The sequence below is a fragment of the Pseudoalteromonas sp. OANN1 genome (genome assembly GCF_024124685.1).
GTDB lineage: Bacteria > Pseudomonadota > Gammaproteobacteria > Enterobacterales > Alteromonadaceae > Pseudoalteromonas > Pseudoalteromonas piscicida.
The window spans coordinates 1-22,571 of the sequence record NZ_JAMXSE010000008.1; the positions used below are offsets into that span (position 1 = coordinate 1).

Sequence of the window (22,571 nt, forward strand, 5' to 3'; positions counted from 1 at the left end):
TGTTTCTAATTTGATTGCCGCAGAATAGGTTGCGCGTTTTAATTTCGTCATTTTTTCACCCAAATTTGTATGCAAATAGCATAACATTTCTTTCTTAATGGGTGGCCAAATTAACTATGCCACTACAGGGGATGCGTGACCTTTTTGTAGGTCAGGCACGAAAGGAGAATGTTCCATATGAATTAGTTGATATGTCTGTTAAAGAGCCTTGGAGCGATTCATGGAAAACTAGATGCCGGACTAGGATCAAAGGTTGCGATGGTGTAGTTGTGCTTATTACAAAGAACCTAAAGAAGGCTGACGGTGCAATATGGGAAATTAATTGTGCTAAGGACGAACGCATACCCTTGATAGGCGTTTATATTGGGGGTGCTACTGCCAACGATGCTCCAGCGGAATTAAATGGCGTTAAAAAGATCAACTGGACATGGGCTGGTATTGCAAGCTTTGTAAATGGTTTATAGACCAAGAATGCTAACAAAGCGCTCCTAGGGACAAACCTACGCTCCGCTACGGTTTGCCCCAGAGCACGGCGTTAATTCAAAAAGAATTTAGATGAAATTTCCAGAATTAGAAACATCTCGGTTAATTCTTAATAAGCTATCTAGAGATGACAGTCTTGCTTTGTTAGCTATTTTTTCCGACGAAAGCGTGGTTAAGTTTTACGATATTGAAGCATATAAAACTGAATCGCAATCATTAGAACTGATAGACTATTTTCAATAGTCGTTTCTCCGAAGTAGGTAATCAATGACACGCATGCTGACAATCTATCTACTTGCCTCGTGGGGTTGTACTGGTTTAGCTTGGATCAACGGCGCAATTCTTTTATGGGATGGTTTTGAGAATGCAGAGTATCGGGTTATTACTTTCGCGGTCGCACTGCTTTTTGGCTTGATCGGTGGCACCGTTTTTGGGGTGGAAAGAAGTTTGCGTAGAATCTACCGATGTTCCTACAATATTTCAGACGAGCAGGCGAGATCAAAATCTTCCAGTGCTTGGACATTACTCTATGTATGTCTTATTTTCGGAACGCTTCTTATAGGTGTGATAATGGGAAGCGGTTTAGTCGCGATCGTCGGAAGATTACAAAGTGGATTTCATATCTTTGGGTAAACACTTCTTTGGGTAAATTCTAATGCAGGTGTGTTCTATGCTCTAATAAGAACGTGCTGACTAAAGTGCTAAAAATCCGTTGAAGAATACCAGCGAAAGCGTTTAGCGCTTCTAGCAAGGTGCTAACACCATTCCTTTCTGACATACAGACAATCGGGTTTGATTAAATCTGATTAATCAAACCCGAAAGATAAAGCTAACCCTTGTTAAACCAAGAATTAAACCAAGGTAAGGTTATGGCTCTAGTTTGTCTTGGGTGTTGGTATCAAAGTCGCTGGCGTCGTGCCTTTCATGAAGCTGCTCATGAGGTTCTCCCCATGTTTTATTTACCATTTTTCCGCGTTTGACCGCTTCTCTTGAGGCGATGAGTCCAGCCCAGCGGATCACGTGTTCATAGCCATTGACGTCTAAAAACTCTGCCGCATCATATAGGTGTCCTTGGGCTAGCACGCCATACCACGGCCAGATTGCCATATCAGCGATAGTGTATTCATCGCCACAAATATATTCTCTTGTGGCTAGGTGTTGATTCAGTAAATCCAGTTGGCGCTTCACTTCCATCGTGTAGCGGTTGATTGGATATTCGTAGTGCTCTGGTGCGTAGGCATAGAAGTGACCAAATCCACCACCAAGTAGTGGCGCAGCCCCCATTTGCCAAAATAACCAGTTGAGGCACTCCGTGCGTTTTGTGGGATCTTGAGGAATGAACTTTTGGAACTTTTCAGCTAAATAAAGCAAAATTGAGCCAGATTCAAAGATTTTGGTTGGTTCCTTGGTGCTGGTATCTAATAACGCGGGGATCTTAGAATTTGGATTAAGTGCAACAAATCCTGAGCTAAATTGCTCACCTTCCATGATATTAATTAAAAAGGCATCGTATTCTGCTTCTTTTACCCCGGCAGCTAAAAGCTCTTCTAGCAAGATAGTCACTTTCACGCCATTTGGGGTCGCGAGGGAGTAGAGTTGTAACGGGTGTTTGCCTTGCGGTAGGGACTTTTCGAATCTTGCGCCTGCAGTAGGGCGGTTGATATTCGCGAATTTACTACCATCGCCACTTTGCCATGGCCACTGCCAAACTTTAGGTGGGGTATAACCCGATGTACTCATTTCATGAACTCCTTCTGTGACTGTCCAACTCCATTATAGAGTGTAGAAGTGAAATGGAAATGAACAAATCTCTATGGTCATAGGCTTACCCGCTTTATCCAGATCTTAAGAGAGGGAGCCGAACAAGCTATCAACAAAAGATGAGGGGGGAGTAGTAGAATAAAAAAATGCCGATCAAAAGACCGGCATTCTTGAATTGGTTGGTTGGGAGTTAAAACACAACAGTTTGTGTTGCTGAACAGGCCGCAGTGCTACCTTGTTCGCACACTTGGTAGCCGTATGTACCGCCGCCTTTAACACTGATGCTGTCTGTATGACTATTATCATTGCTAGTTGTGACAATTTTACTACCGTTGCGATAAATATCGACTTGTGACGTGCTTGCACCATTCCAGCTTAAGTCAACATAACTGTTACCTTTTTGCTTATAACCCGAAGCTGAAAGCTCAACGCTTGTTGTGTTATCACCGTCACCTGAACCTGTACCACCGCCAGCACAACCATTAGCGGTTAAGTAAGCGCTCGCATCTGCTGCTTTAACGATACCGTAACCAAAGTACACGTCTTTACCTGCAGCGCCAGCATCTGCTGCGGTTGCTTTTAATGCACTACGGATTTCTTCACCAGTACACTCTGGGTGGTTAGACCATACCAGTGCTGCAAGACCTGCAACAGCAGGAGTTGCCATTGACGTGCCGCTCATTAAGCCATAATCACTCGTACCAATGCTGATGTTCGCGTTTGTAGCGGCCATCAACGCTGTGCGATCTTCAAATGCAGCGCCAACCGCTGGGATTGATGTGCTGTTAGTATCACCTAAAGTGCCGTATAGCATGCCAGCTTCATTATTTACGATAATCGCGCCGATACCACCAGATGCTTCACAGTTTGCTACTTTATCGTGGAATGAAATATTACCACGGTCAATTAGGCACACTTTACCGCTTGCAGCGCCATCGGTTGCTTCAGCTGTGCCCATAAAGTAAAGCGAGCCTGAAGCGTTACCGCTATTTTCCATTGCTGAACTTGCAAACGCTGAACCATCAGCGGTCATGCTTGAAGAGGTCGCCATGTCTGCTGGGTAAGTTGAAAGCGTATCAACACCGCCTGCAGTTACCTCTACACAAATATGCTCGTCGTTAGTCGCGCGCTTTCCACGACCAGAAGTACAGCTTGGGTACTGAGAAAAGTCTGCAATTTGATTATCTGCATCGTTTGCACCGATCATCATTACTGATGGGTAGCCTGCAGGATATGAACGAACATTGTTGCCATCGTTACCAGCTGCAGCAACAACTAAGCCACCAGCATTACGGAAGTTTTCAAATGCGTTTGATTCTGTATTGTTTGAGCCACCACCACCCAAGCTCATATTGATGATGTTTGCACCTGCTTGTGAGCATAGGTTTGCCGCGTGAGCAAGGTCAGAAGAGTAGCCCCAGCCTTCTGCGTTAAATACTTTAATAATGTGCATTGGCACGCCAGGTGCCATGCCGATAACACCAATATTATTGTCAGCAGCACCGATAGTACCGGCTACGTGTGTGCCGTGTGGGCCACCATTTTCATACCAATTACCTGTGCCGCTGTCATTATCACCGGTGATATTACCCCAAATGAAATCAGGGTTTGATTGGTCAAGACCTGAGTCAATCACACATACTTTCATGCCTGCATTGGCATCGAAAGTAAGTTGATCAGCTTGTGATTGGTAAACTGCATAAGGCGTAACCTGTTGCTGCATTGGGTTACCTGTGTCGTCGTTATAAATCCCCATTGGGTAACGCTTTTGGTCTGCTTCAACGAGTTTGATGTGTGGGTTGTTTAATAAGCCCTTTACTTGACTAAGATCTTTGCCTGTAAAAGTTGCAGCGAAGAAGCCATCGCTATCAACGTGCAGCTCAGCGCCAAGCTTTTTAGCAAGTGCTTTTACGACGCCTTTTTTCGAATTGTCGACCTGAATGATGTATCGATCCTCAGATGCCTGTGCTTGTGACATAGCGCAGGCGCCAGCGATGAGTAGTGCCCCAGTTAACTTGTTTAATTTCATTGTTATTTTCTCAGTTACATTGCGTGAATATTGTTGTTAATAAAAACTAACAACTTCTTAACGGTGGTTAGCATATAACCAATAACAAGAACTCGTAAAGAGTAAATTATGCGGATTTTTGAAATTAATAAGAATGTTTAATTACTTTAATATAATGTATGGTTATGACAGGACGTCTAACCATACATCGTAGTTATTAATAAAGGAACTGTACTGATAATTGCTATTACATCAATTCTAATTAAGCTGCACTGTGAAGCTGGTGACGGTGCTTCGTAGCCAGCAATAGCAGGAAAGGTAGTGCGAGTAGTAAGTGCAACGCGAGTTGCATCGGGGCATCCAATGCTAGTGGTTGCGTCATGGTTGCAAGCACCCCTGCACCACTCATCTGTAGTACCCCAATCAGCGCTGAAGCCGTCCCAGCTTGTTTCGCAAAGCCAGATAACGCTTTACCTGCCGCGGCTCCAATTGTAAATGCAAAGCCGACTGATGCCATATACATAGGCAGTACAAAATGCGCTATTTCAGTTTGTGGCAAAGCTAGTAACAACAGACCGCTAAAGCTAAAAACGGCAAGGCCAAAGGTGAGCGATTTCTGGCTATTGCGCTTGATGAAGTGGGGAGCAATAAAACTTGCGACAATACTCAGTACCGCATTGCCAGTAAACCAAAATGTGAAGTCGGAAACACTGCCGCCCATTTTTGCCATGATCCACCCCGGAGCCGAAATCACAAATACCAGCATTGCAGCCATACCAAGCATCGCTAAGGCGGCATTGTATATGAAAGTCGAGCTACTGAGCATCGGCTTAAAACGTCTCAAATCTAGGATATGACCACTGTAATGCGTATCTTCGGGGCGAGTCTCTTTATAAATAAGAGAAACTAAGATGAGGCCAACAACGGCAAAGCCAAACAAAAAGCTAAAATTACTCTGCCAGCCAAATTCGACGGTTAACCACGCACCTAAAATAGGCGCTAATGCTGGGATAAAACATACAATACCATTGAGGTAAGTGATCATTTGGCCACTGCCTTTGTGTCCAAAGCTATCACGAACAATAGCAAAAGCGCTGACGAAAGTGGCGCAAGCGCCCAGACCTTGTAGCACTCGAGCTACCATCATGAGCGGCCAAGTGGAGGCATAGCTTGCCATTATAGCACCAAGCGCAAATAAAATTATTCCAACTAGCGCAATCGGCTTACGACCATATTTATCCGCAAGCGGACCTGCTATCAACTGTCCAAGACCCACAGCTAGCATATAGATACTCACTGTTTGTTGAATTTGGCTTTCCGATACTTGAAGACTGGACTGCATATCCACAAATGCAGGTAGATAGAGATCGATACCTAAAGGGCAAAAGATAACAAGTAAAGCGAGAATAAAAATCAGTGCTTTTGAATTTGATTGGGTCATGGCGTCTCCTTTTGGCCGTTATTGTATTGTGGAGAATGAGAAAAGACAGGACAAAGCGCCGATTTAGCAAATTTTTAAGATATTTTATTCGCTGATAATTGTAGATGGTTGATTAACTGGTCAGATGTGTTAATTTTAAGCAAAATCATTTTAGAAAAATCTTATGTCTGCACCACTTTTAAAAATTTATAAAAGGATGAGTTGGTTGCCATTTGGTAAATGGATGTTCAGTAAGGCGGTATGTCGTAAAGCTCCTTACTTTGGTACCATCAAGCCTAAAATCACACAATTGAAGCCTGGCGTTTGTAGGGCGACCATCCGCAACCGTAAAGCCATTCATAACCACATAGGTACGGTTCATGCGATTGCACAGTGTAATCTTGCGGAGCTATGTGCAGGAGTCATGACAGACGCAACCATCGATCATAAAACCCACCGCTGGATCCCAAAGGGGATGTCAGTGCAATATTTAGCCAAAGCTGAGACCGATCTTCATGCCGTAGCGCAAATAGAGTACCCAAGAGCATGGCAAGATAAAGAAGAATTAGTTGTACCGGTGGAGGTCTTTAATACTGCAGGGGAGAAGGTATTCCACGCCGATATTAATATGTATATCAGCGTGAAAAGATCTTAATTGTTTATGGTTTGATCACCAGAAGAGTCAATTGCCGTGACGTTATTGGCTCGCTCATTACGGTGTGTTAGTTTTCCATCGACGTGCGCACCGGCTTCGATCGTTAGGGTTTCGTGTTCGATGTTGCCAAAAACTTGAGCGCTAGGAAGCAGCGTGACTTGTTTAGCCTGAATATTACCTTCCACTTTGCCTAATATCGTCAGCTCATTGGCCTGGATATTACCTTGTACTAAACCTTTATTGCCGATGATTAGTTTTTCTATGTCGAGGTTACCATGGACGGTGCCATCTAATTGCAGTTCACCTTCACAGACAATATCGCCCGTGACTTTAGTGCTTTGAGCAATAATGGCTGGGACGTCGTTTCGTTGGTTTTTAAAAGAGTTAAACACGAATGCCTCACTATCGCAGCGTAATTGCAATTAGATGTTACTTATTGAATGCGCGGGCGATTTTAATTGGGTTTAGGTGTTTTTTACCTTGAATCACTTCATAGTGCAAGTGTGTAGCCGTACTTCTTCCTGTGCTGCCCATTAGTGCAATTACCTCACCTTTATTGATTTGCTGGCCTTTTTTTACCTTAATGGTGTGAAGGTGGCCGTAGCGTGTGGTGATGTTATTGGCGTGTTCAATTTCAATAAAATTGCCATAACCGCCATTTTTCCCCGCTCGTTTAACGGTGCCAGAGGCTGGGGCTACGATCTGTGTTTTGTGCCAACCTGCGAGATCGATACCTTTATGATAAGCACGACGGCCAGTTATTGGGTCTTTACGAAAACCAAAGGCACTAGAAACATAATATTTTTCTTGAGCGACAGGTAATGTGTCTGGCAGTTGGCCAATCATCGTAGATAATTGCGCATAAACTGCGTATTGGTCAATGGCATTAATAAAGCTGGCTTCTACTAATTCTAAGTCGGCTTGGAAGTAGGGACCACCTTGTGCTTCTGAGAAGTCAGATGATAGTTGTAATCCCGCACTGTCGATGGATTCTTGCATCGCTGCAATTTCAGCGCTGAACGATTGCCCAAGTTGTTCGCTGAGCTGTCGTTGTTGGATGAGTAGGTAACTGGCTTGGGGAGCAAATTCGGTTGTGGTACTTGGTTGTGAGCTGTTAAGGTCTGTCGGTGTTTCTTCTAGCTCGCCTTCCACTACGTTGTCGTCAGTTGTTTGAGTCGAGTCAACCAATGACTCAAGCACACTGTGCTGCTGTGACAGTTGGTCAAGCATGCCTTTTTGCTGCGCTAATTGTGCTTGAAGCTGTGATTTTTCTTTTTGCCACTTAGCTTGTAGCTGCGCTAAGTTTTGTTGCTCTTTAGTAAGCTTGTCACCGTTTTCTTGTAATTTGAGTGAGGCATTGGCTATCCAAATGGCGACAGCAAGCAGAATCAAAATCGAGCAAGCTTGAACCCAAGATGGCAGTTTCAGCATCTTGACAGTTGCGTCTTGACGAACAATTAATTGAGTCGGCTTAAACAGCTTTAGATATAGGCGCTTGAGTACTTGCAACATTCAACCTCAAATTTAAATCAGCGCTACACTCTAACAATTTTTAGTCAAATTTCCAGTTTTTAGAACTAAAAAAAGGCATGAAATCATCATGCCTTTGATTTAAAAGTAAATAAAAATGCGATTAACTCACGAATAATTGCGATTATTTTGCTGGAAGTACAGTGCCTTCAACACAGCCAAAGCCGATACGGTTGTAGCCTTGGGCTTCACACCAACCGCGCATAATTACTTTATCACCATCTTCTAGGAACTTACGCTCTTCGCCGTTTGCAAGCGTGATGGTTTCTTTACCGCCGCGTGATAGTTCGAGTAATGAACCCGCTTCTACATGCTCAGGACCTGACTGCGTGCCTGAGCCTAGCATATCACCCGGTAGGAAGTTACAGCCGTTCACTGTGTGGTGCGTAACCATTTGCGCAACTGTCCAATAGCTGTGCTTGAAGCTGGATTCAGACAGTTTGCTTGGTTTAGCGCCTTCGCTACGCATTTTTTCAGTCTCTAGTAAGACATCCATGCGAATATCAATAGCACCAGACTCGCGGTTTTGCGTTGATTCTAAGTATTCCAGCGGTTGTGGATCGTTTTCATCACGGTGCCATTGAGTACGGTATGGTGCAAGTGCTTCGGTGGTTACAACCCAAGGAGACACCGTTGAAGCAAAGTTTTTCGCAAGGAATGGACCTAATGGTTGATATTCCCAAGCTTGCAAGTCACGTGCAGACCAGTCATTGAATAAACAGAAACCAAAAACGTGATCTTCAGCGTCTTTAATTGCGATAGAGTCGCCAAGTTCATTACCTTTACCTAAGTAAATACCTAGCTCTAATTCGTAGTCTAGCCGCTTACAAGGACCGAATGACGGCGTATCTGCATCAGGTGCTTTGGTTTGGCCTTTAGGGCGAGGGAAAGTTTGACCTGAAACACCAATAGACGATGCACGACCATGATAACCGATTGGTACCCATTTGTAGTTTGGTAGCAGCGGGTTATCAGGACGGAACAGGCTACCTACCGCTGTTGCGTGGTAGATTGAGGTATAAAAGTCAGTGTAATCGCCAATGTGACAAGGTAAAGCGTATTCTACGTCATCCTGTGCAACCAATGCGCCTTCAAGGCTTGATTGCAGTTCAGAACCTTCACGTAATGCACGAGACAGGGCAAGTCTAAGAGCCGACCAGTACTGTTGGCCCATACCCATAAATTCATTTAATGCTGGGGCGTTTGCAGCTTCGGCTGCTTCTGCGGCGTCGCCTGAAAATAGGTTAGCGTCAACAACTGCGCCAAGGTCTAGTACTTGATCACCAATCGCAACTCCGCCACGAAACTCTTCATTACTGTTCTTACGACGAAATACTGCAAAAGGTAAGTTTTGAATAGGGAAATCAGTTCCAGTCGCATTCGCACTAGCTACCCAACTTGTTAATTGGATGTCGTGTGTTTCATTAATTTGAGACATTGCCTTTCCTTTAATTTTGGCTTTCAACTTGAGTTATGGTCAAAAGTGAAAAACTCAAGTCGTAATAGCAATTTGATAAACCACAAAAAGCAGCTATCGCTAGCTGCTTCTTTATTAATTTGATGTGTGTGTTTAGATTACACCACGGCGCTCTTGGTCGCGTTCAATTGACTCGAATAGCGCTTGGAAGTTACCTTCACCAAAGCCGCCATCGTCAACACGTTGGATCATTTCGATGAAGATTGGGCCAAACAGGTTTTTAGTGAAGATCTGTAGTAGGTAGCAGTCTTCGCTTTGGCTATCTACTAGGATTTGGTGCTGTTTGATCTTTTCTTTATCTTCTTTAACCCAAGGCACACGGTCAAAGATAGTGTCGTAGTAGTGATCTACGATATCTAAGGTGGCAATGGTGCTCTTGTCCAGTTTATCTAGTGAGCCAACTAAATCGTCAGTTAAAAATGCTAAATGCTGTACACCTGGACCATTGTACTCATCTAAGTACTCATCGATCTGGTTGTTGTTGTCGTCTTTACCTTCGTTGATTGGAATAGAGAAGGTGCCACATGGTGACTTAAGTGCATAAGAAAGCAGCGCCGTTTTTTGACCTTTGATGTCAAAGTAACGAACTTCAGTAAAACCAAATACGTCTTTATAGAAGTTAGCCCAAGTTTCCATCGTCCCTTTGTAAACATTGTTCGTTAGGTGGTCGATGCGCTTAAAGCCTTTGTCTTCAACAATCTTTTGCTCTTCTAGGTCAACGAAATCTTGCTCGAAGATTGACCCTTTATCGCCAAAGTTTTCGATGAAATAGATAAGGCTATCGCCAATACCGTAAATCGCTGGGTATGGTAAGTCTTTGTGTGTTGAGTCAGTCGCAGGTTTTGCACCACGCTCAACCGCAGTATCAAACGCCTTTTGCGCATTTTCTACACGCCAGCCCATAGAACAAATTGCCGGGCCGTGGCTTTTGGCAAACTGTGCTGAGAAGCCTTCACGCTCGTTATTCAACAAAAAGTGAATATCGTGCTGGTTGTAGTAAACGATATCTTTGTCTTTAAATTTCTTTAGTTTTGAGAATCCAAAGTCAGTGAATACCTTATCCATGTAATCAGCGTCTGGTGTTGCATATTCTGTAAACTCGATGCCGACTAGGCCTAGTGGATTATTTACTTCACTCATTGTTTTACTCCCGTATTAAGCACTGGGTGACTTGTTAGTATTTATGACTGGATGATTAATCAAATTACTGCAAAGGGGAAGTTAGAGGCAGTAAATAGCAGTAGGAGACTTTGTAAATTTAGTTGCACAATTGCCATGTAAAAGACACAAAATTGACACAGGCGTGACGATAATTATTTTTGCTTAAATTTTGACTAAAAACAGCAAGGTGTTTTGCGGGGGATTTCGTGAATTTGTTTTTTATGACTATGATTTTATTTGGTTTTTATGTTTTTAGTTGATGGACTATATGAGAGGGGGGATTTTTATCACACGGCTAAATTGAGAGTGAAAATGACGCCAAGTGTATTTAAATCTTTACGTATGGCTATTGTGGGAGAGGTAAACCACGCTAAATTAGCGTGGTTTACAGCAAATATTATTGCTTCTCAGCGGATACTTCTAGCTCTTCCGCAAGGTAATGTTCTTGCGTATGAGGTTCGTGCTTGCCCTCAGCGCCGTGCATCCAATCTACAAGCTTGTTGCTTAATAGATACATTAACACAGCAGATAGCAAGGCAACGCCGCCTAAACCAATGAAGATGCTCATCGCGTTTTCCATTGCTTCTTGGCCTTCACCGATGAAAGAGCCAACAAGGCCAGCAAGTTTGTTTGCAACGGCCGTACACAGGAACCAAATTCCCATTAGCAGTGATGCTAAACGTAGCGGTGCCAGTTTACTTACCATAGAAAGACCGATTGGTGATAAACATAGTTCACCAAGTGTGTGGAACATGTAGAACAATACTAACCAAATCATGCTGATCTGAAGTGTGCCACCCGCTTCACCACCTTCTGTTGCAAGCGCTAGCATCATGGTTAAGAAACCAAGTGCTAAGAATACTAGACCAATTGCAAACTTCACTGGAGAGTTCGGCTCTTTGTTATCTAGCTTTAACCAGATCATCGCTACTAATGGCGCAAATACAATGATGAAGATAGAGTTAAGCGACTGGAACCAAGAAGCCGGGATCTCAAAGCCCATAAACATACGGTTGGTATAGTCGTTTGCGAATAGGTTCATCAGACCACCAGCCTGCTCGAAACCCATCCAGAAGATAATTGAGAAAACACTCATGGTGAAAATAACACGGATACGATCTTTTTCTTTCTTCGTAAGCGGTTCTTTAGTCTGTGAGTCAGACATCTGTTGAGAAAGTTTAGCAGAAGGTACTTTACCGATATCGCCAAGGTATTTCTGGCTTAAGATAAGCTGCATAACCACAGAAATGATCATACCAATACCTGCTGCGATAAAGCCTGCCTGCCAGTTCACGACCGCTGCTACATAACCCGCAACAAGTGGACCTAGTGCACCACCTAAGTTGATACCCATATAGAAGATAGTGAATGCACCGTCACGGCGCTTGTCACCTTCTTGGTATAAATCGCCAACCATCGTTGAGATATTTGGCTTGAATAGACCATTACCTAAACAAAGCAATGCCAAGCCAAGGTAGAAGACGTTTACTTCTTGTCCTGCCACAACGCTGTGAGGAATACCCATAATAAAATGGCCAGCAGCCATTAAAATACCACCAATAATGATGGCTTTGCGCTGACCTAATACGTTATCTGCAAGCCAACCGCCAAATAGAGGGGTGAGATAAACGGCCATCGTAAATGTGCCGTAAAGACTTAGTGCGTCGGCATTACTCCAACCGAAGCCACCATTTTGAACTTGTGCTACAAGATAAAGAACTAAGATGGCACGCATACCGTAGTAGCCAAAGCGCTCCCACATTTCGGTACCAAATAATAAGAAGAGGCCTTTAGGGTGACCCAGAAATTCTCCGGCCTTCGGAACTGAATTCATATGTACTTCCTAATCTAATCAATGTGTTGTATCTGGTCATTTTTATAAAGGATGCGTTATTGCATCTAATGTTTTTCAATCAACACTGAATAATGAGCCATGTACTTAGCGTGCAACGTTTGAAACGACGTGCGGTAAATAGAACACTTTTCAATGCAGATTGGCATTGCTCATCGAGTCACCGAGTAAAAATCTTAATCAGATATTTGCTTGTATGAACTCAGGCATGCCTGTACTTTTTTTGAACGGGTGACCAGTACCTATTTCAACTAGCGTTTGTTGTATGTAACGACTAACTAATTTAAAAAAGTGCGTCAGTATACTCAGTGAGAATTAATAGGGGAAGTGTTTGGAGTCAGAAAGCGCATAAAATGCGGTCAGTGATTCAGGGAATGATCATTCATTTAGATGGCGGTGATATCTAAATGAATGGCGTGAGCATTAATATCGCGATATTTCCCATTCATTGCAGGTGTAGGAGCAAGTCGGCCCTGCGATCCATTTATCTTTACTTGACTGAGAAAGTGCCTGCCCCCTAGTGGTGACAGGATTTGCGAGGGGCTGTGCCCCCACATCATTAGGCTTCTTGACTCAAATATTGTTGGATAAACTCGGTTGCGGCTAAAAAGTCCTGCTCCAATTTATCACGCATCTGGATCAGCTGATCGGTGGTAAGTGTGCCTTCCTTACATAAAGTTTCAAACTCTATGGCTGTTTCAGCTACTTTTTCGGCACCGATAGTTTTAGAAATGGACTTAAGTTGATGACAAGCTTCAATGATTTCTTCTTGGCTCATCGTGATCACCGCACCATTTACATCACGTGTTAACTGGCTACTTTGCTCTAAGTACATTCGAAAAAAGCGATTTCGTTTCGCTTCATCATGATTTACATACTTGTTGAGCATGTCCATATTGATAGCGGGAGCTGGTTCGCTGGCCTCAGCTTCAATAGCTTTAGGCTCTGCAACCATAACTTCATCAACCTTAGGCTCTAGCTCTGTTTCTTGCTCTGATCCCGGCTGTACTTGGCTAGCGGCTGCTGGTACAGCAGCTGATGGCTCAGCACTTGGTTTCGGTTGCTGTGCTTTTGGTAGGCTTTCTATACACTTATTAAGTGTTGCCTCTAATACATTTAACTCTACTGGTTTGGTGATATAGTCATTCATACCACCAGCCTCACAACGTTCTCTTTCACCTTTGAGTGCATTAGCGGTCACGGCAATGATGTATGGTTGTTCAATGGTATCTGTTGCGGTTTCTACATAGTCTCTAATATGTTTGACCATGTCGTAGCCCGACATCTTCGGCATATGTAAATCGGTCAATACGATTGGAAAGTGCTCTTTTTTCCAAAGCTCTAGGCCTTCCTCACCATTTTCCGCAACCTCGACACCATAGCCTAACAGGTGTAATTGGTCGGTCAGCACTTGCTGATTTAATACGTTATCTTCAACTAACAACACCAGTTTGTTGGTTGCTCTTGCTTCATCAACGCTTAAAAAGTCGTTGATAGTGCGTGATGGTTTAATTTCCTTTGGTTTATGCAAACCTGCAGCAACCAAGATAGCCGTCATAAAGCTAGACTTACATAACGGTGATGCATTGAGATAGAAAATATTTTTGTGATTAAGGGCGGCTTCGTCCATTTTACTTAGGACAACAACTTGCTGTTCGTTTTTCTCAAGCGAGTAAACTACGGTTCTTAGCTCTTCATTGACCTTGTCCATGCCGTCTAAACCATCTAGCACCCAAATAAGTTTATCTTCGTGCTGGTGTTCGGTTATTTCGCTTTCATCGATAGCAACCACGCTCGCACCCATGAATGAAAGATAGCGATTTAAAATAGTGCGTCTCTCATTATTTGGGGTGAGTAGGGCAACAGTGCGGCCGTTTAACATTTGCTTATTTGCGTAATTGACTTTGCCATCCACACTAAATGGTAATTCCACAACAAACTCGCTTCCCATGCCAATATCCGAATTAACATGGATACTACCTAGCATAAGTTCGATTAAGCTTTTACAAATAGAAAGGCCAAGTCCAGTACCGCCAAATTCTCGGGTGATAGAGCCCTCAGCTTGAATAAACGGATTAAAAATTTCTCTCAACTGAGCTTTTGTCATGCCTTTACCATTGTCAGTGACGGTAAAGCGTAAGGTGTAATGCTCTGAGGTGTTTTGTGCAACTTCAACGGAGATTTTTACATAACCTTGGGTTGAGTCATCTGTAGTCGTGAATTTAATGGCATTACTGCACAGGTTATAAAGTACTTGCCTAACGCGCACGGTGTCACCAACTAAATTCGTTGGAATGTCAGGAGCAATAAACAGTTGTAAGTCTAACTTACGTTTTTTCGCTACTGATGAAAGCACACGTGCGACTTCCTCTGTGGTTTCAGCCACCGAGAAAGCACTATTGTCTATGCGTAATTTACCAGCCTCAATTTTAGAAAAGTCGAGAATATCATCGAGAATACCAAGTAAAGAAAAAGCCGAGTCGCGAATAATCGTGGTGAGGCGATGTTGAGCACCGTCAAGATCGGTTTGACGCAGTAAATCAATAGTACCAATGACGCCGTTCATTGGTGTGCGGATCTCATGGCTCATGGTGGCTAAGAAAGTGGTTTTAGCATCACTAGCACGCTCCGCATTTAAAATCGCTTTTTCTAGCGCCAGCGTGCGGGCTTGAACTTCAGTTTCGAGACTTTCTTGAAGCTGTTTTAACTCATTTTGCGTTGCTTGATCGGATTCTATGGATGATTGCACTTGCTTTAACAGCGCATTTATTGCTTCAGCAATCTCAGCCAGACCGCCACTATAATAAGTACCAACAGTCGACTTGTAGTTTTTATCCATCGTTAGATGATTGATTTCTGAGATAAGCTCTTCAGTATCGTTACTTGATGCGCCAGAAAGCCGACGAGCCGCAATTACAACAATCATCAAGGCGCAAATAATAGCGGCAGCGAGCAGTATATAGGCAATGAATGGATCGCCTGATGATGTAGTAGCAACGGGGGGGGTATAAGTCAAAATGAGTTCACCAACGTTTTGCTCATCTAGTCGCAGTGGCATGTGGTAAACCTGCATTGTGTCTTTGTTATAGGACTCTTCGCGATTCAGTGCAATGATTTGCTCTCCTGCACTTTGTTGAAATACCAGGTTTGGTTGCCCCATCCCCGTATTGACGTACAAATAGGCGCCCAAATGCTCGTTAGATGCTAATAATGCGGATACGATCTGTTTGGCACTGTCAAAACCGTGTTGTGTGACCACCTTAGCAAGGGGAGTTGCAACCGTTGTTGCTTGTTGTTGTAGGTTCACGGTTGGTGCGGTAGGGACGTCAGCTTGCTTTGGTAGTAGATAAGCACCTGCGGCGCTACATAGTCCAACAATCAGTATTGCGATAAATAAAAAAAGTATCCGTCCATTTGCATTGGTATTCGCGCTATTTGGCATGCTTAATCCTGAAAGAATTATTTATACTTATTAGTTGTAGCAATCCTATCACCTTCGGCAAGTTTTTACCTCTCGTTTTTCAATCAATAGTGGCAATACACTGAGAACACTTGATTGTTTTAAATCTTAAAATAATCAGGTTGTTATCTCGATAATTTTAACCACGCCTGCGATGTGTAAAGCATTAAACTTTAATAAAAATTAAATTTTACGTAACGTTTTTATAAAGTAGTATTCGTTCAACCTAATACTTATAAGGATATCTCATGTTTCTACGTCAAAGTCGGCTGGCGTTTGGTTGGCTTATCACACTGCTGGGCTGCGCCTTACTAACTGGCTGTAATAACAGTGACAATTCTATTGCTATTGAAAATAGCGCTAGCGAAGACGTAGCCGTCACTCCGCCGCGCTATGGCAAGGTGGGAGACGGGCTACTCAACGAACAACTGGAAGCAATCCGAGCTGAGTTTGCTATGCCCGCACTTGGCGGATTTATCGTTTATGGGGATGAGTTGATTGAGCTTGATGTAGCTGGTGTGCGAGTGAGCACAGGGCAAGCTCTGGTCACCAAACTTGATAAGTGGTCGATTGGTTCGTTCAGTAAATCCATGACAGCAACCGTAGCTGCTCGCTTGGTTGAGCAGGGGTTAATTCGATTTGACAGTCGGGTGAGTGATGTTTTTCCTGAGTTAATCGGAAAAATTAACCCTGAATTTGAGTCTGTTACATTAACGGCACTGCTTTCGATGACTTCAGGCTTAAAGCGTGATCTTGACTCCATGTATTCTGGTAAGTGGCATTTAGATCAACGTGGGATGGTCGAGCAAAGATATGCGTGGACTCAAGAGGTGTTAACGACGCAACCAGAAGTGACTTACGGAACCTATCTATATAGCAATGCAGGTTATGTTGTTGCAGGGCATATGTTGGAGCGTGTGACAGGGCAATCATGGGAAGCGTTAGTGAAGCAAGAGGTATTCATTCCTCTTGGAATGGAAAATATTGGATTTGGGCCTGCTAGCTATGGAAATCCAGAAGGACAGCCGAGTGGTCATCAGATGCGAGAAGGGCAATGGCATCCAATAACACCGGCCGATAGGGTCGATCTACCAAACGTTGTTGGACCTGCTGGGTTAGTCAGTACGACCTTGACCGATCTGTCATACTATTTACGTGCTTATCTCGCGGGCGCCAGAGGTGGTGATAATTTGATTGGTGCTAATTCATATACGCGACTGCTCACACCGGTTAGCCCAGAGTATGGCTTAGGCTGGATCCTTACTCCAAACAACAGTAGCTTTCATCACAATGGCTTTACTGGGACCTTCTATCTAGACAACTTAGTGTTGCCAGAAAAGAACATAGCGATATTAGCGGTAACAAACGGCGATACGAGTAATGCAAAGCAAGCGGTAGAAAAAGCGATACTGGTCATGCAACAAAGATTTGAAGCGCAACATAAAGACAATCTCTAAACAGGATTGATAAACCTTGTTGCCGAGCTTCGCTATAGGAATGAGATAGAATATGTATCGCCATTCTATTTTATTCCTTTAAGCACATATTTCTCTTAAGTGGTGCCTTTTTCTTTGTTGTAGGTCTAAAGTGGTTTGCCTGCTTCATAGATATCAGCCGTTAAATACAGTAAAACATGGTTAGCCGGGTGTTTTTTCAGCGAAAAAGCGGTATTTTAACCGCTTTGTCTGAAAACTGTGCAAACGATAAATGTATTTAAAAAAAGGGTTGACTTAGAACCGCAAAACCCGTTTAATACGCCGCACGCCCAGATAGCTCAGTCGGTAGAGCAGAGGATTGAAAATCCTCGTGTCGGTGGTTCGATTCCGCCTCTGGGCACCAGATTAAAATCATTGCATTAGCAATGTGGTGCATGCAGAAACTGCATGGTACACGAATTAGTGTGCCGACTTAGCTCAGTTGGTAGAGCAACTGACTTGTAATCAGTAGGTCATCCGTTCGACTCGGATAGTCGGCACCATTTAATTTAGGCGTCAGCCTGTGTATTATAGATAGCTTAGTTATTAAGTTATTTAGAGAATAAAAAAGATTTGCCCAGATAGCTCATTCGGTAGAGCTGCTTGGAGTTGTATTGAAAATCCCTTTTAGGATTCAGATACTAAAAAAGATTTGCCCAGATAGCTCAGTCGGTAGAGCAGAGGATTGAAAATCCTCGTGTCGGTGGTTCGATTCCGCCTCTGGGCACCAATAATTTAGTGTGCCGACTTAGCTCAGTTGGTAGAGCAACTGACTTGTAATCAGTAGGTCATCCGTTCGACTCGGATAGTCGGCACCACTTTATTTAGGCGTTAGCCTGTGTTTTCTGGATAGCTTAGTTAGTAAGTTATTCAGATACTAAAAAAGATTTGCCCAGATAGCTCAGTCGGTAGAGCAGAGGATTGAAAATCCTCGTGTCGGTGGTTCGATTCCGCCTCTGGGCACCATCCTTTAAAAAGCCTCGCAATCGCGAGGCTTTTTGCTTTCTGGTATTTGCAAATCATAACTTAGTGCGGGATTCTACCTACACTAAGCTACAACTCTTATTAGCCTATCACTCAATTCCCATGCAGCTGGCGTAAAAGCTGGTAGTCGCAGGCCAGTCACTAAATACAGCAACTACGCCAACTTGCTTTGCCAATATGTCCAACACCCTAAGTATATCGCCATCATGCTTAACTGCGTTTTTTACAGATTGATAATACCAACCGCCGCCGTTCGCTAAAGGGCCTGAGCGCTCTAAAGACCAAGCAACTATTTTTAATCCTGCACGTTTAGCGGCTAGGGCGTACTGCGACGGAATGATATCGCCGTTTTTATCTTCGCTAATTAACATCCAAATTGGTGGAGCGATAATTTTTACCTTATTTTTGACTAAGTCTTCCATTGACGGTTGCCAAGTACTTGGTTTGTTAATATCAAAATGCTCGCCAGCTTCTCTACCATCCAGAAATACGGCATGGTTTGCAAACTCTGGTACATGCTTTATCCAGTACTGAATATCTTGGTACGAAAAGGATTGTGGAAAAACTTGAGATGGGGGGACATTGTGCTCAGCATATTCGTCCAACATTTTTTGCGCGAGCTGACTTTGGCTTAACCCATTAAAGGGCATTGGCACTTCTGGCGCTTTTAACTCAGGAGTCATATTTACACCCAGCTGCTTGAATAAAATAATGCTTTCACTGTGGGTCATTAATGTACCAGAACTTGCATAAAGATCTGTACGCCAATTCGGTGTGCCTTTTACGTATTCGGCGGCAGTTGTGGCTTTATTATTTACGCCATCCATTTTACCGGTTAGCTGTTTAAACTCCGCTAATGTGAGATCTGAGGTACAACACTCTGCAAAAGCGGGCTCATTCGTGTCTGGATTGGCTGGTGTGAGAGGCTTTTTACATTTAGCCGCAAGCTGGGGTTTTAGTAAGATATCTGTCGTTGCGTGTAAGTCACATTGTGCATGGCGGCAAACTAAGGTCTTATCTTTCGTAAAAGTAACATCACATTCGAGCGTGCCTGCTCCCATTTTTGCGGCGGCTATATATGATTCTTTGGTGTGCTCAGGATAGAAAAGTGGCGCACCGCGATGTCCTATGGAAAAACGTGTGCGCTTGATTGGTTTATCTAAACAGCTTGCAAGCTTTTCTTTAAGCTCACCATCTGGAAGCTGCGAGACTAAAAATTGAGGCCGTGTACCGACATCAAACTGTTTTGTTGCCTGGCACCCCGTTAAAAATACCGTTAACCAGATAAGGCCTAATGTTAGGCGCATAGCGACTCCGCTGAATACTTGCAAAAAAGTAAGTAAAGCATGAGTTTTTGACAGCTAGATGTCAGTCATACGAGCATCTTACCGATATTGCTGACGATAGTTCTCTACCCACAACTTAGTGGCGCCACAAACGGCAACGGGCATCACGATGAGGTTAACAAATGGGATTGAGGTCAGTACAAACACCGCAAAGCCAAAGCCATAAGACAGCCCTTGTTTACTCTTCAAATCGTCTTTCATTTGCTTGAAATGAATTTTATGGTTATCAAACGGGTAATCATTATATTGCACACTGTACATCCAACACGTAAACATAATCCATAAAATTTGCCCAACGATAGGCAGTATCCAAAGTAAGATGAAAAAGCCAAGTGCACGTGGAAGGTAATAGCAGAGTTTGGTCCATTCTCTACCCAACATTCGCGGCACATCTTTTATGGTATCAATTAGCTTATCATCATTGATGTGTTGGTTGGTCAGGTAAAGTTCCACTTTTTCGGAGAGTAAGCCATTGAAAGGCGCGGCAATAAAGTTGGTTATCACCGTGAAAATCATACTATAACTGAAAAGTATCACTAAGATAGCAATTGGCCACATTAGCCATTCCAGCCAACTGAGCCAATCTGGTAATAATCCGTTGAGATAAGTAAATCCTTGAGTCAGCCAGTCGTAAAGAAAAAAGAGTGATGCACCAAATAGCAGTACATTGATTGTTAAAGGAATAAATACAAAACGTTTTAACCCTTTTTGGGTGATCAAAGAAAAGCCGGCAATAAAGTACTCGATACCGCGTGATAGTTGCACTGTACACCTCGTGTTGTAATACCAATTAGTCTTAATACTTGCTCAATTTGAAGGAGCAAATCTGACGCTAACTGCGTTAAAAATTTCTCATTTAGAACAACTAAATAGCAAAATTTTCACCTGGTTATCGACAAGATTTTCTCGCCTCAAAGTAGATCACCTTAATTAAGAAAATTGGTATGGTTTAATTCTTTTGATTTAAGACACATATCAAAAATGTTGGCGTTAGTATAACGCTAAACGGCGGGCTACAAATAGGAGATTAGTAACAATTCATCTCAGCTCACACAGTGCCTGAGTGTGTATGAAAATTAACCTTAGTATATTTAGAAGCTTAGTAAATAGATTAGAAATAATACTTGTAAACGCAAGAAACTGCCCATACACTCAAAGTAAGGCAGTAGAAGTGAGAATACTATGCGGTTAGTTCGTTGGATGATTACATTTTGTATGTTGAGTCTGTTGACAGTGTCAACGGCCGATGCTGCTAAATGTGATACCACGCTTTCAATCGCGCCTATCGTTGTCGACCTAGACAATTCTAACTCCAGCCCTGACTTAGATGATTGCGTTGTATCAACAACTCATCGTTTCGTGGTTGCTAGTAGCTTTATCATAGCGCAATCACAACCCACCTATTCTTATTCAAACTCAGTATGCGAGTCTATTAGAGCACCACCTGTCGCAAATTAATTTAGTCCTTTTCCGTGCTTAATTAATTTTAAAGATAGAGGTGATCTATGAACACTTACACAGTATTGAAAACTCAACCTGTTGCAAATTATGAACTTGCTGAAAATAACTTCCCAGCTTGTAACACTGACAACCTAGAGCAAGCGCCAGCACATTGCCTAATGCACAATTTACATTTGGCACCAATGCAACATATTGATGAAAACAGTAGCATAGATGAAGCTACGTTAGTACTAGACAAAACACACCGCAGAGCAAGCTTTGTCGTTGATAGCAAAGAAAAGCTTGTTGGTATGATCTCTAATGCAAGAATTGGCAGTCGCTACGTGTTGAGTATTGCAGAAAGACGTGGTTGTACAAGACGTGATTTAAACGTCAATGATGTCATGATCCCACTATCAGATCTTCGTCAAATCACCTTAAAACAAACTAGCCAAACTGTGGTTGGCAATGTGCTAAAAACAATGGAAGAAGGTGGCTTTGAGTTTTTACTTGTTATTGATGAAGTGACTCAGCATCCAGTTGGTTATTTTGACCTAATCGATATGATGAAAGCCTGTGGACGTGCAGTAAACTCAATGAAACCGGCAAATAAATTCAGTGATATTGTTGGTACGATTCTGCACCACGCAGAAATTTAAAAGAATCCCTATAGTTAATGTAAATTAAAGTTAGCAAGGCGTCGTAAGGCGCCTTTTTTGTGCCTCAAGTTTGCCCCTATGCAGCAGAAGCTAGGAGCAATTTTTACTTTGCGCCAGCAAACCCAAGTTGTCGCCAAGACTCATAGACAAAAACGGAAACAGCATTAGATAGGTTCATACTGCGGCTATCGGGGCGCATTGGAATACGGACTCGTTGCGGCTCAGGCAGTGAAAAAATAATGTCTTCTGGCAAACCACGAGTTTCAGGGCCAAACAGTAGACAGTCACCAGCTTCATAGGCAACTTCATGATGGTACTTGGTACCTTTTGTTGTACAAGCAAATACTCGCTTTGGGTTTCGTTTGGCTAAGTATGCTTCAAAGTTTGGGTGGCGCTCTACTTCGCTAAATTCATGATAATCAAGGCCGGCACGTCTTACCCGTTTATCATCCCACTCAAATCCTAGCGGCTCTATCAGGTGTAGTGAATATCCTGTATTGGCACACAAACGAATAATATTGCCTGTATTAGGCGGGATCTCGGGTTGGTATAAAACGATATCTAACATGATAGGCCTCAATTAAATTTTGCCCGGCAGTATAGCTGATACTTGTCGATATTTATATGTGCTGCGCTTGATAGAGTGAAAGGTATACCCAGTTTTTAAAGTACGACTCTTGTGAAAAACTATACAACCGTAATCTGTTTTTCATTTCAAAGCATTACCCTGTAATATAGCAGCATCGCGATGCCGTAGCATTTTGCGAGTGGTTTGACGACTAATTAGAATTTCAGTTATCCAAGCGTCAGATTAAATAACATGAAAAAATGAGGTGCCAGTGGATCGCAGTTATGAGTTT

The 22,571-nt window shown here is 43.0% G+C and carries 19 protein-coding genes and 5 tRNA genes; 12 read left to right on the plus strand and 12 right to left on the minus strand.

Features of this window, described 5'->3' with window-relative positions:
• Window positions 1–116 precede the first annotated feature (116 nt).
• The 3 genes from NH462_RS08765 (at window position 117) to NH462_RS08775 (ending at window position 1,116) form a co-directional block, all read left to right on the plus strand.
• Window positions 117–464, plus strand: coding sequence for a TIR domain-containing protein (locus NH462_RS08765; RefSeq protein ID WP_253105416.1), 348 nt, complete (start codon window positions 117–119; stop codon window positions 462–464).
• A 91-nt stretch (window positions 465–555) separates the two neighbouring features.
• Window positions 556–726 carry a hypothetical protein gene (locus NH462_RS08770; RefSeq protein ID WP_253105418.1) on the plus strand — a complete coding sequence of 57 codons (171 nt, stop codon included), beginning with the start codon at window positions 556–558 and terminating at the stop codon, window positions 724–726.
• Window positions 727–750: 24 nt separating this feature from the next.
• On the plus strand, window positions 751–1,116 hold the full coding sequence (locus NH462_RS08775; RefSeq protein ID WP_253105420.1) for a hypothetical protein: 366 nt from the start codon (window positions 751–753) through the stop codon (window positions 1,114–1,116).
• A gap of 234 nt (window positions 1,117–1,350) precedes the next feature.
• Here NH462_RS08775 and yghU read toward each other — a convergent pair whose 3' ends face one another.
• From yghU to NH462_RS08790, 3 genes are all read right to left on the minus strand, one after another.
• Window positions 1,351–2,223 carry a glutathione-dependent disulfide-bond oxidoreductase gene (gene yghU / locus NH462_RS08780; RefSeq protein WP_017216456.1) on the minus strand — a complete coding sequence of 291 codons (873 nt, stop codon included), beginning with the start codon at window positions 2,221–2,223 and terminating at the stop codon, window positions 1,351–1,353.
• Window positions 2,224–2,434: 211 nt separating this feature from the next.
• Window positions 2,435–4,273: a S8 family serine peptidase gene (locus NH462_RS08785; protein WP_253105422.1), complete on the minus strand. Its 1,839-nt coding sequence runs from the start codon at window positions 4,271–4,273 to the stop codon at window positions 2,435–2,437.
• A 241-nt stretch (window positions 4,274–4,514) separates the two neighbouring features.
• Window positions 4,515–5,693, minus strand: a complete 1,179-nt coding sequence (locus NH462_RS08790) for a multidrug effflux MFS transporter (protein WP_253105424.1) — start codon at window positions 5,691–5,693, stop codon at window positions 4,515–4,517.
• 163 nt (window positions 5,694–5,856) lie between these two features.
• On the opposite strand from NH462_RS08790, the gene NH462_RS08795 reads away from it, so the two are divergent.
• Window positions 5,857–6,327: a hotdog fold domain-containing protein gene (locus tag NH462_RS08795; protein ID WP_253105426.1), complete on the plus strand. Its 471-nt coding sequence runs from the start codon at window positions 5,857–5,859 to the stop codon at window positions 6,325–6,327.
• On the opposite strand, the gene NH462_RS08800 is transcribed toward NH462_RS08795, so the two are convergent.
• The 6 genes from NH462_RS08800 to NH462_RS08825 all read right to left on the minus strand — a co-directional run bounded on the left by NH462_RS08800 (window position 6,324) and on the right by NH462_RS08825 (window position 15,789).
• Window positions 6,324–6,719: a polymer-forming cytoskeletal protein gene (locus NH462_RS08800; protein WP_253105428.1), complete on the minus strand. Its 396-nt coding sequence runs from the start codon at window positions 6,717–6,719 to the stop codon at window positions 6,324–6,326. The two genes, NH462_RS08795 and NH462_RS08800, sit on opposite strands and share 4 nt — an antisense overlap.
• 37 nt (window positions 6,720–6,756) lie before the next feature.
• Window positions 6,757–7,839 (minus strand): M23 family metallopeptidase, encoded by a 1,083-nt coding sequence (locus NH462_RS08805; RefSeq protein WP_253105430.1) that lies wholly within the window; start codon window positions 7,837–7,839, stop codon window positions 6,757–6,759.
• Window positions 7,840–7,981: 142 nt separating this feature from the next.
• Window positions 7,982–9,295 (minus strand): fumarylacetoacetase, encoded by a 1,314-nt coding sequence (fahA, locus tag NH462_RS08810; protein ID WP_010372399.1) that lies wholly within the window; start codon window positions 9,293–9,295, stop codon window positions 7,982–7,984.
• Between the two features lie 132 nt (window positions 9,296–9,427).
• The gene (gene hppD, locus NH462_RS08815; RefSeq protein WP_045987722.1) at window positions 9,428–10,474 is read right to left on the minus strand and encodes a 4-hydroxyphenylpyruvate dioxygenase; all 1,047 of its coding nucleotides are present in this window, start codon (window positions 10,472–10,474) and stop codon (window positions 9,428–9,430) included.
• A 418-nt stretch (window positions 10,475–10,892) separates the two neighbouring features.
• The gene (locus NH462_RS08820) at window positions 10,893–12,329 is read right to left on the minus strand and encodes a peptide MFS transporter (protein WP_017216449.1); all 1,437 of its coding nucleotides are present in this window, start codon (window positions 12,327–12,329) and stop codon (window positions 10,893–10,895) included.
• A gap of 577 nt (window positions 12,330–12,906) precedes the next feature.
• The gene (locus tag NH462_RS08825) at window positions 12,907–15,789 is read right to left on the minus strand and encodes an ATP-binding protein (protein ID WP_253105432.1); all 2,883 of its coding nucleotides are present in this window, start codon (window positions 15,787–15,789) and stop codon (window positions 12,907–12,909) included.
• Window positions 15,790–16,055: 266 nt separating this feature from the next.
• On the opposite strand from NH462_RS08825, the gene NH462_RS08830 reads away from it, so the two are divergent.
• From NH462_RS08830 to NH462_RS08855, 6 genes are all read left to right on the plus strand, one after another.
• Complete coding sequence (locus NH462_RS08830) at window positions 16,056–17,264, plus strand: serine hydrolase domain-containing protein (RefSeq protein WP_253105434.1); 1,209 nt, start codon at window positions 16,056–16,058, stop codon at window positions 17,262–17,264.
• Between the two features lie 306 nt (window positions 17,265–17,570).
• A tRNA-Phe gene (locus NH462_RS08835) sits at window positions 17,571–17,646 on the plus strand.
• A 63-nt stretch (window positions 17,647–17,709) separates the two neighbouring features.
• Window positions 17,710–17,785: transfer RNA gene (locus NH462_RS08840), tRNA-Thr, on the plus strand.
• Window positions 17,786–17,936: 151 nt separating this feature from the next.
• Window positions 17,937–18,012 (plus strand) — tRNA-Phe (locus NH462_RS08845).
• Between the two features lie 12 nt (window positions 18,013–18,024).
• A tRNA-Thr gene (locus tag NH462_RS08850) sits at window positions 18,025–18,100 on the plus strand.
• 72 nt (window positions 18,101–18,172) lie between these two features.
• Window positions 18,173–18,248, plus strand: a tRNA-Phe gene (locus NH462_RS08855).
• A gap of 107 nt (window positions 18,249–18,355) precedes the next feature.
• On the opposite strand, the gene NH462_RS08860 is transcribed toward NH462_RS08855, so the two are convergent.
• Together NH462_RS08860 and cysZ are read right to left on the minus strand one after the other, a co-directional pair.
• Window positions 18,356–19,573 carry a glycerophosphodiester phosphodiesterase family protein gene (locus tag NH462_RS08860; RefSeq protein WP_253105435.1) on the minus strand — a complete coding sequence of 406 codons (1,218 nt, stop codon included), beginning with the start codon at window positions 19,571–19,573 and terminating at the stop codon, window positions 18,356–18,358.
• 78 nt (window positions 19,574–19,651) lie between these two features.
• The gene (gene cysZ / locus NH462_RS08865) at window positions 19,652–20,377 is read right to left on the minus strand and encodes a sulfate transporter CysZ (RefSeq protein WP_010372387.1); all 726 of its coding nucleotides are present in this window, start codon (window positions 20,375–20,377) and stop codon (window positions 19,652–19,654) included.
• A 417-nt stretch (window positions 20,378–20,794) separates the two neighbouring features.
• Here cysZ and NH462_RS08870 point away from each other — a divergent pair, with 417 nt between their 5' ends.
• Both NH462_RS08870 and NH462_RS08875 read left to right on the plus strand, forming a co-directional pair.
• Entirely contained in the window at window positions 20,795–21,070 is a 276-nt protein-coding gene (locus tag NH462_RS08870; protein WP_045987718.1) for a hypothetical protein, read from the plus strand.
• Between the two features lie 47 nt (window positions 21,071–21,117).
• Window positions 21,118–21,711, plus strand: coding sequence for a CBS domain-containing protein (locus tag NH462_RS08875; RefSeq protein ID WP_010606047.1), 594 nt, complete (start codon window positions 21,118–21,120; stop codon window positions 21,709–21,711).
• 103 nt (window positions 21,712–21,814) lie between these two features.
• Here NH462_RS08875 and trmL read toward each other — a convergent pair whose 3' ends face one another.
• Window positions 21,815–22,279: a tRNA (uridine(34)/cytosine(34)/5-carboxymethylaminomethyluridine(34)-2'-O)-methyltransferase TrmL gene (gene trmL / locus NH462_RS08880; RefSeq protein WP_017216443.1), complete on the minus strand. Its 465-nt coding sequence runs from the start codon at window positions 22,277–22,279 to the stop codon at window positions 21,815–21,817.
• Window positions 22,280–22,571: the final 292 nt, after the last annotated feature.

Bases quoted from the DNA above. Each gene is read 5' to 3' on its own strand.
- NH462_RS08765 (WP_253105416.1), top strand. From the start codon at position 117: ATGCCACTACAGGGGATGCGTGACCTTTTTGTAGGTCAGGCACGAAAG.
- NH462_RS08770 (WP_253105418.1), top strand. From the start codon at position 556: ATGAAATTTCCAGAATTAGAAACATCTCGGTTAATTCTTAATAAGCTA.
- NH462_RS08775 (WP_253105420.1), top strand. From the start codon at position 751: ATGACACGCATGCTGACAATCTATCTACTTGCCTCGTGGGGTTGTACT.
- yghU (WP_017216456.1), bottom strand. From the start codon at position 2,223: ATGAGTACATCGGGTTATACCCCACCTAAAGTTTGGCAGTGGCCATGG.
- NH462_RS08785 (WP_253105422.1), bottom strand. From the start codon at position 4,273: ATGAAATTAAACAAGTTAACTGGGGCACTACTCATCGCTGGCGCCTGC.
- NH462_RS08790 (WP_253105424.1), bottom strand. From the start codon at position 5,693: ATGACCCAATCAAATTCAAAAGCACTGATTTTTATTCTCGCTTTACTT.
- NH462_RS08795 (WP_253105426.1), top strand. From the start codon at position 5,857: ATGTCTGCACCACTTTTAAAAATTTATAAAAGGATGAGTTGGTTGCCA.
- NH462_RS08805 (WP_253105430.1), bottom strand. From the start codon at position 7,839: ATGTTGCAAGTACTCAAGCGCCTATATCTAAAGCTGTTTAAGCCGACT.
- fahA (WP_010372399.1), bottom strand. From the start codon at position 9,295: ATGTCTCAAATTAATGAAACACACGACATCCAATTAACAAGTTGGGTA.
- hppD (WP_045987722.1), bottom strand. From the start codon at position 10,474: ATGAGTGAAGTAAATAATCCACTAGGCCTAGTCGGCATCGAGTTTACA.
- NH462_RS08820 (WP_017216449.1), bottom strand. From the start codon at position 12,329: ATGAATTCAGTTCCGAAGGCCGGAGAATTTCTGGGTCACCCTAAAGGC.
- NH462_RS08825 (WP_253105432.1), bottom strand. From the start codon at position 15,789: ATGCCAAATAGCGCGAATACCAATGCAAATGGACGGATACTTTTTTTA.
- NH462_RS08830 (WP_253105434.1), top strand. From the start codon at position 16,056: ATGTTTCTACGTCAAAGTCGGCTGGCGTTTGGTTGGCTTATCACACTG.
- NH462_RS08860 (WP_253105435.1), bottom strand. From the start codon at position 19,573: ATGCGCCTAACATTAGGCCTTATCTGGTTAACGGTATTTTTAACGGGG.
- NH462_RS08870 (WP_045987718.1), top strand. From the start codon at position 20,795: ATGCGGTTAGTTCGTTGGATGATTACATTTTGTATGTTGAGTCTGTTG.
- NH462_RS08875 (WP_010606047.1), top strand. From the start codon at position 21,118: ATGAACACTTACACAGTATTGAAAACTCAACCTGTTGCAAATTATGAA.
- trmL (WP_017216443.1), bottom strand. From the start codon at position 22,279: ATGTTAGATATCGTTTTATACCAACCCGAGATCCCGCCTAATACAGGC.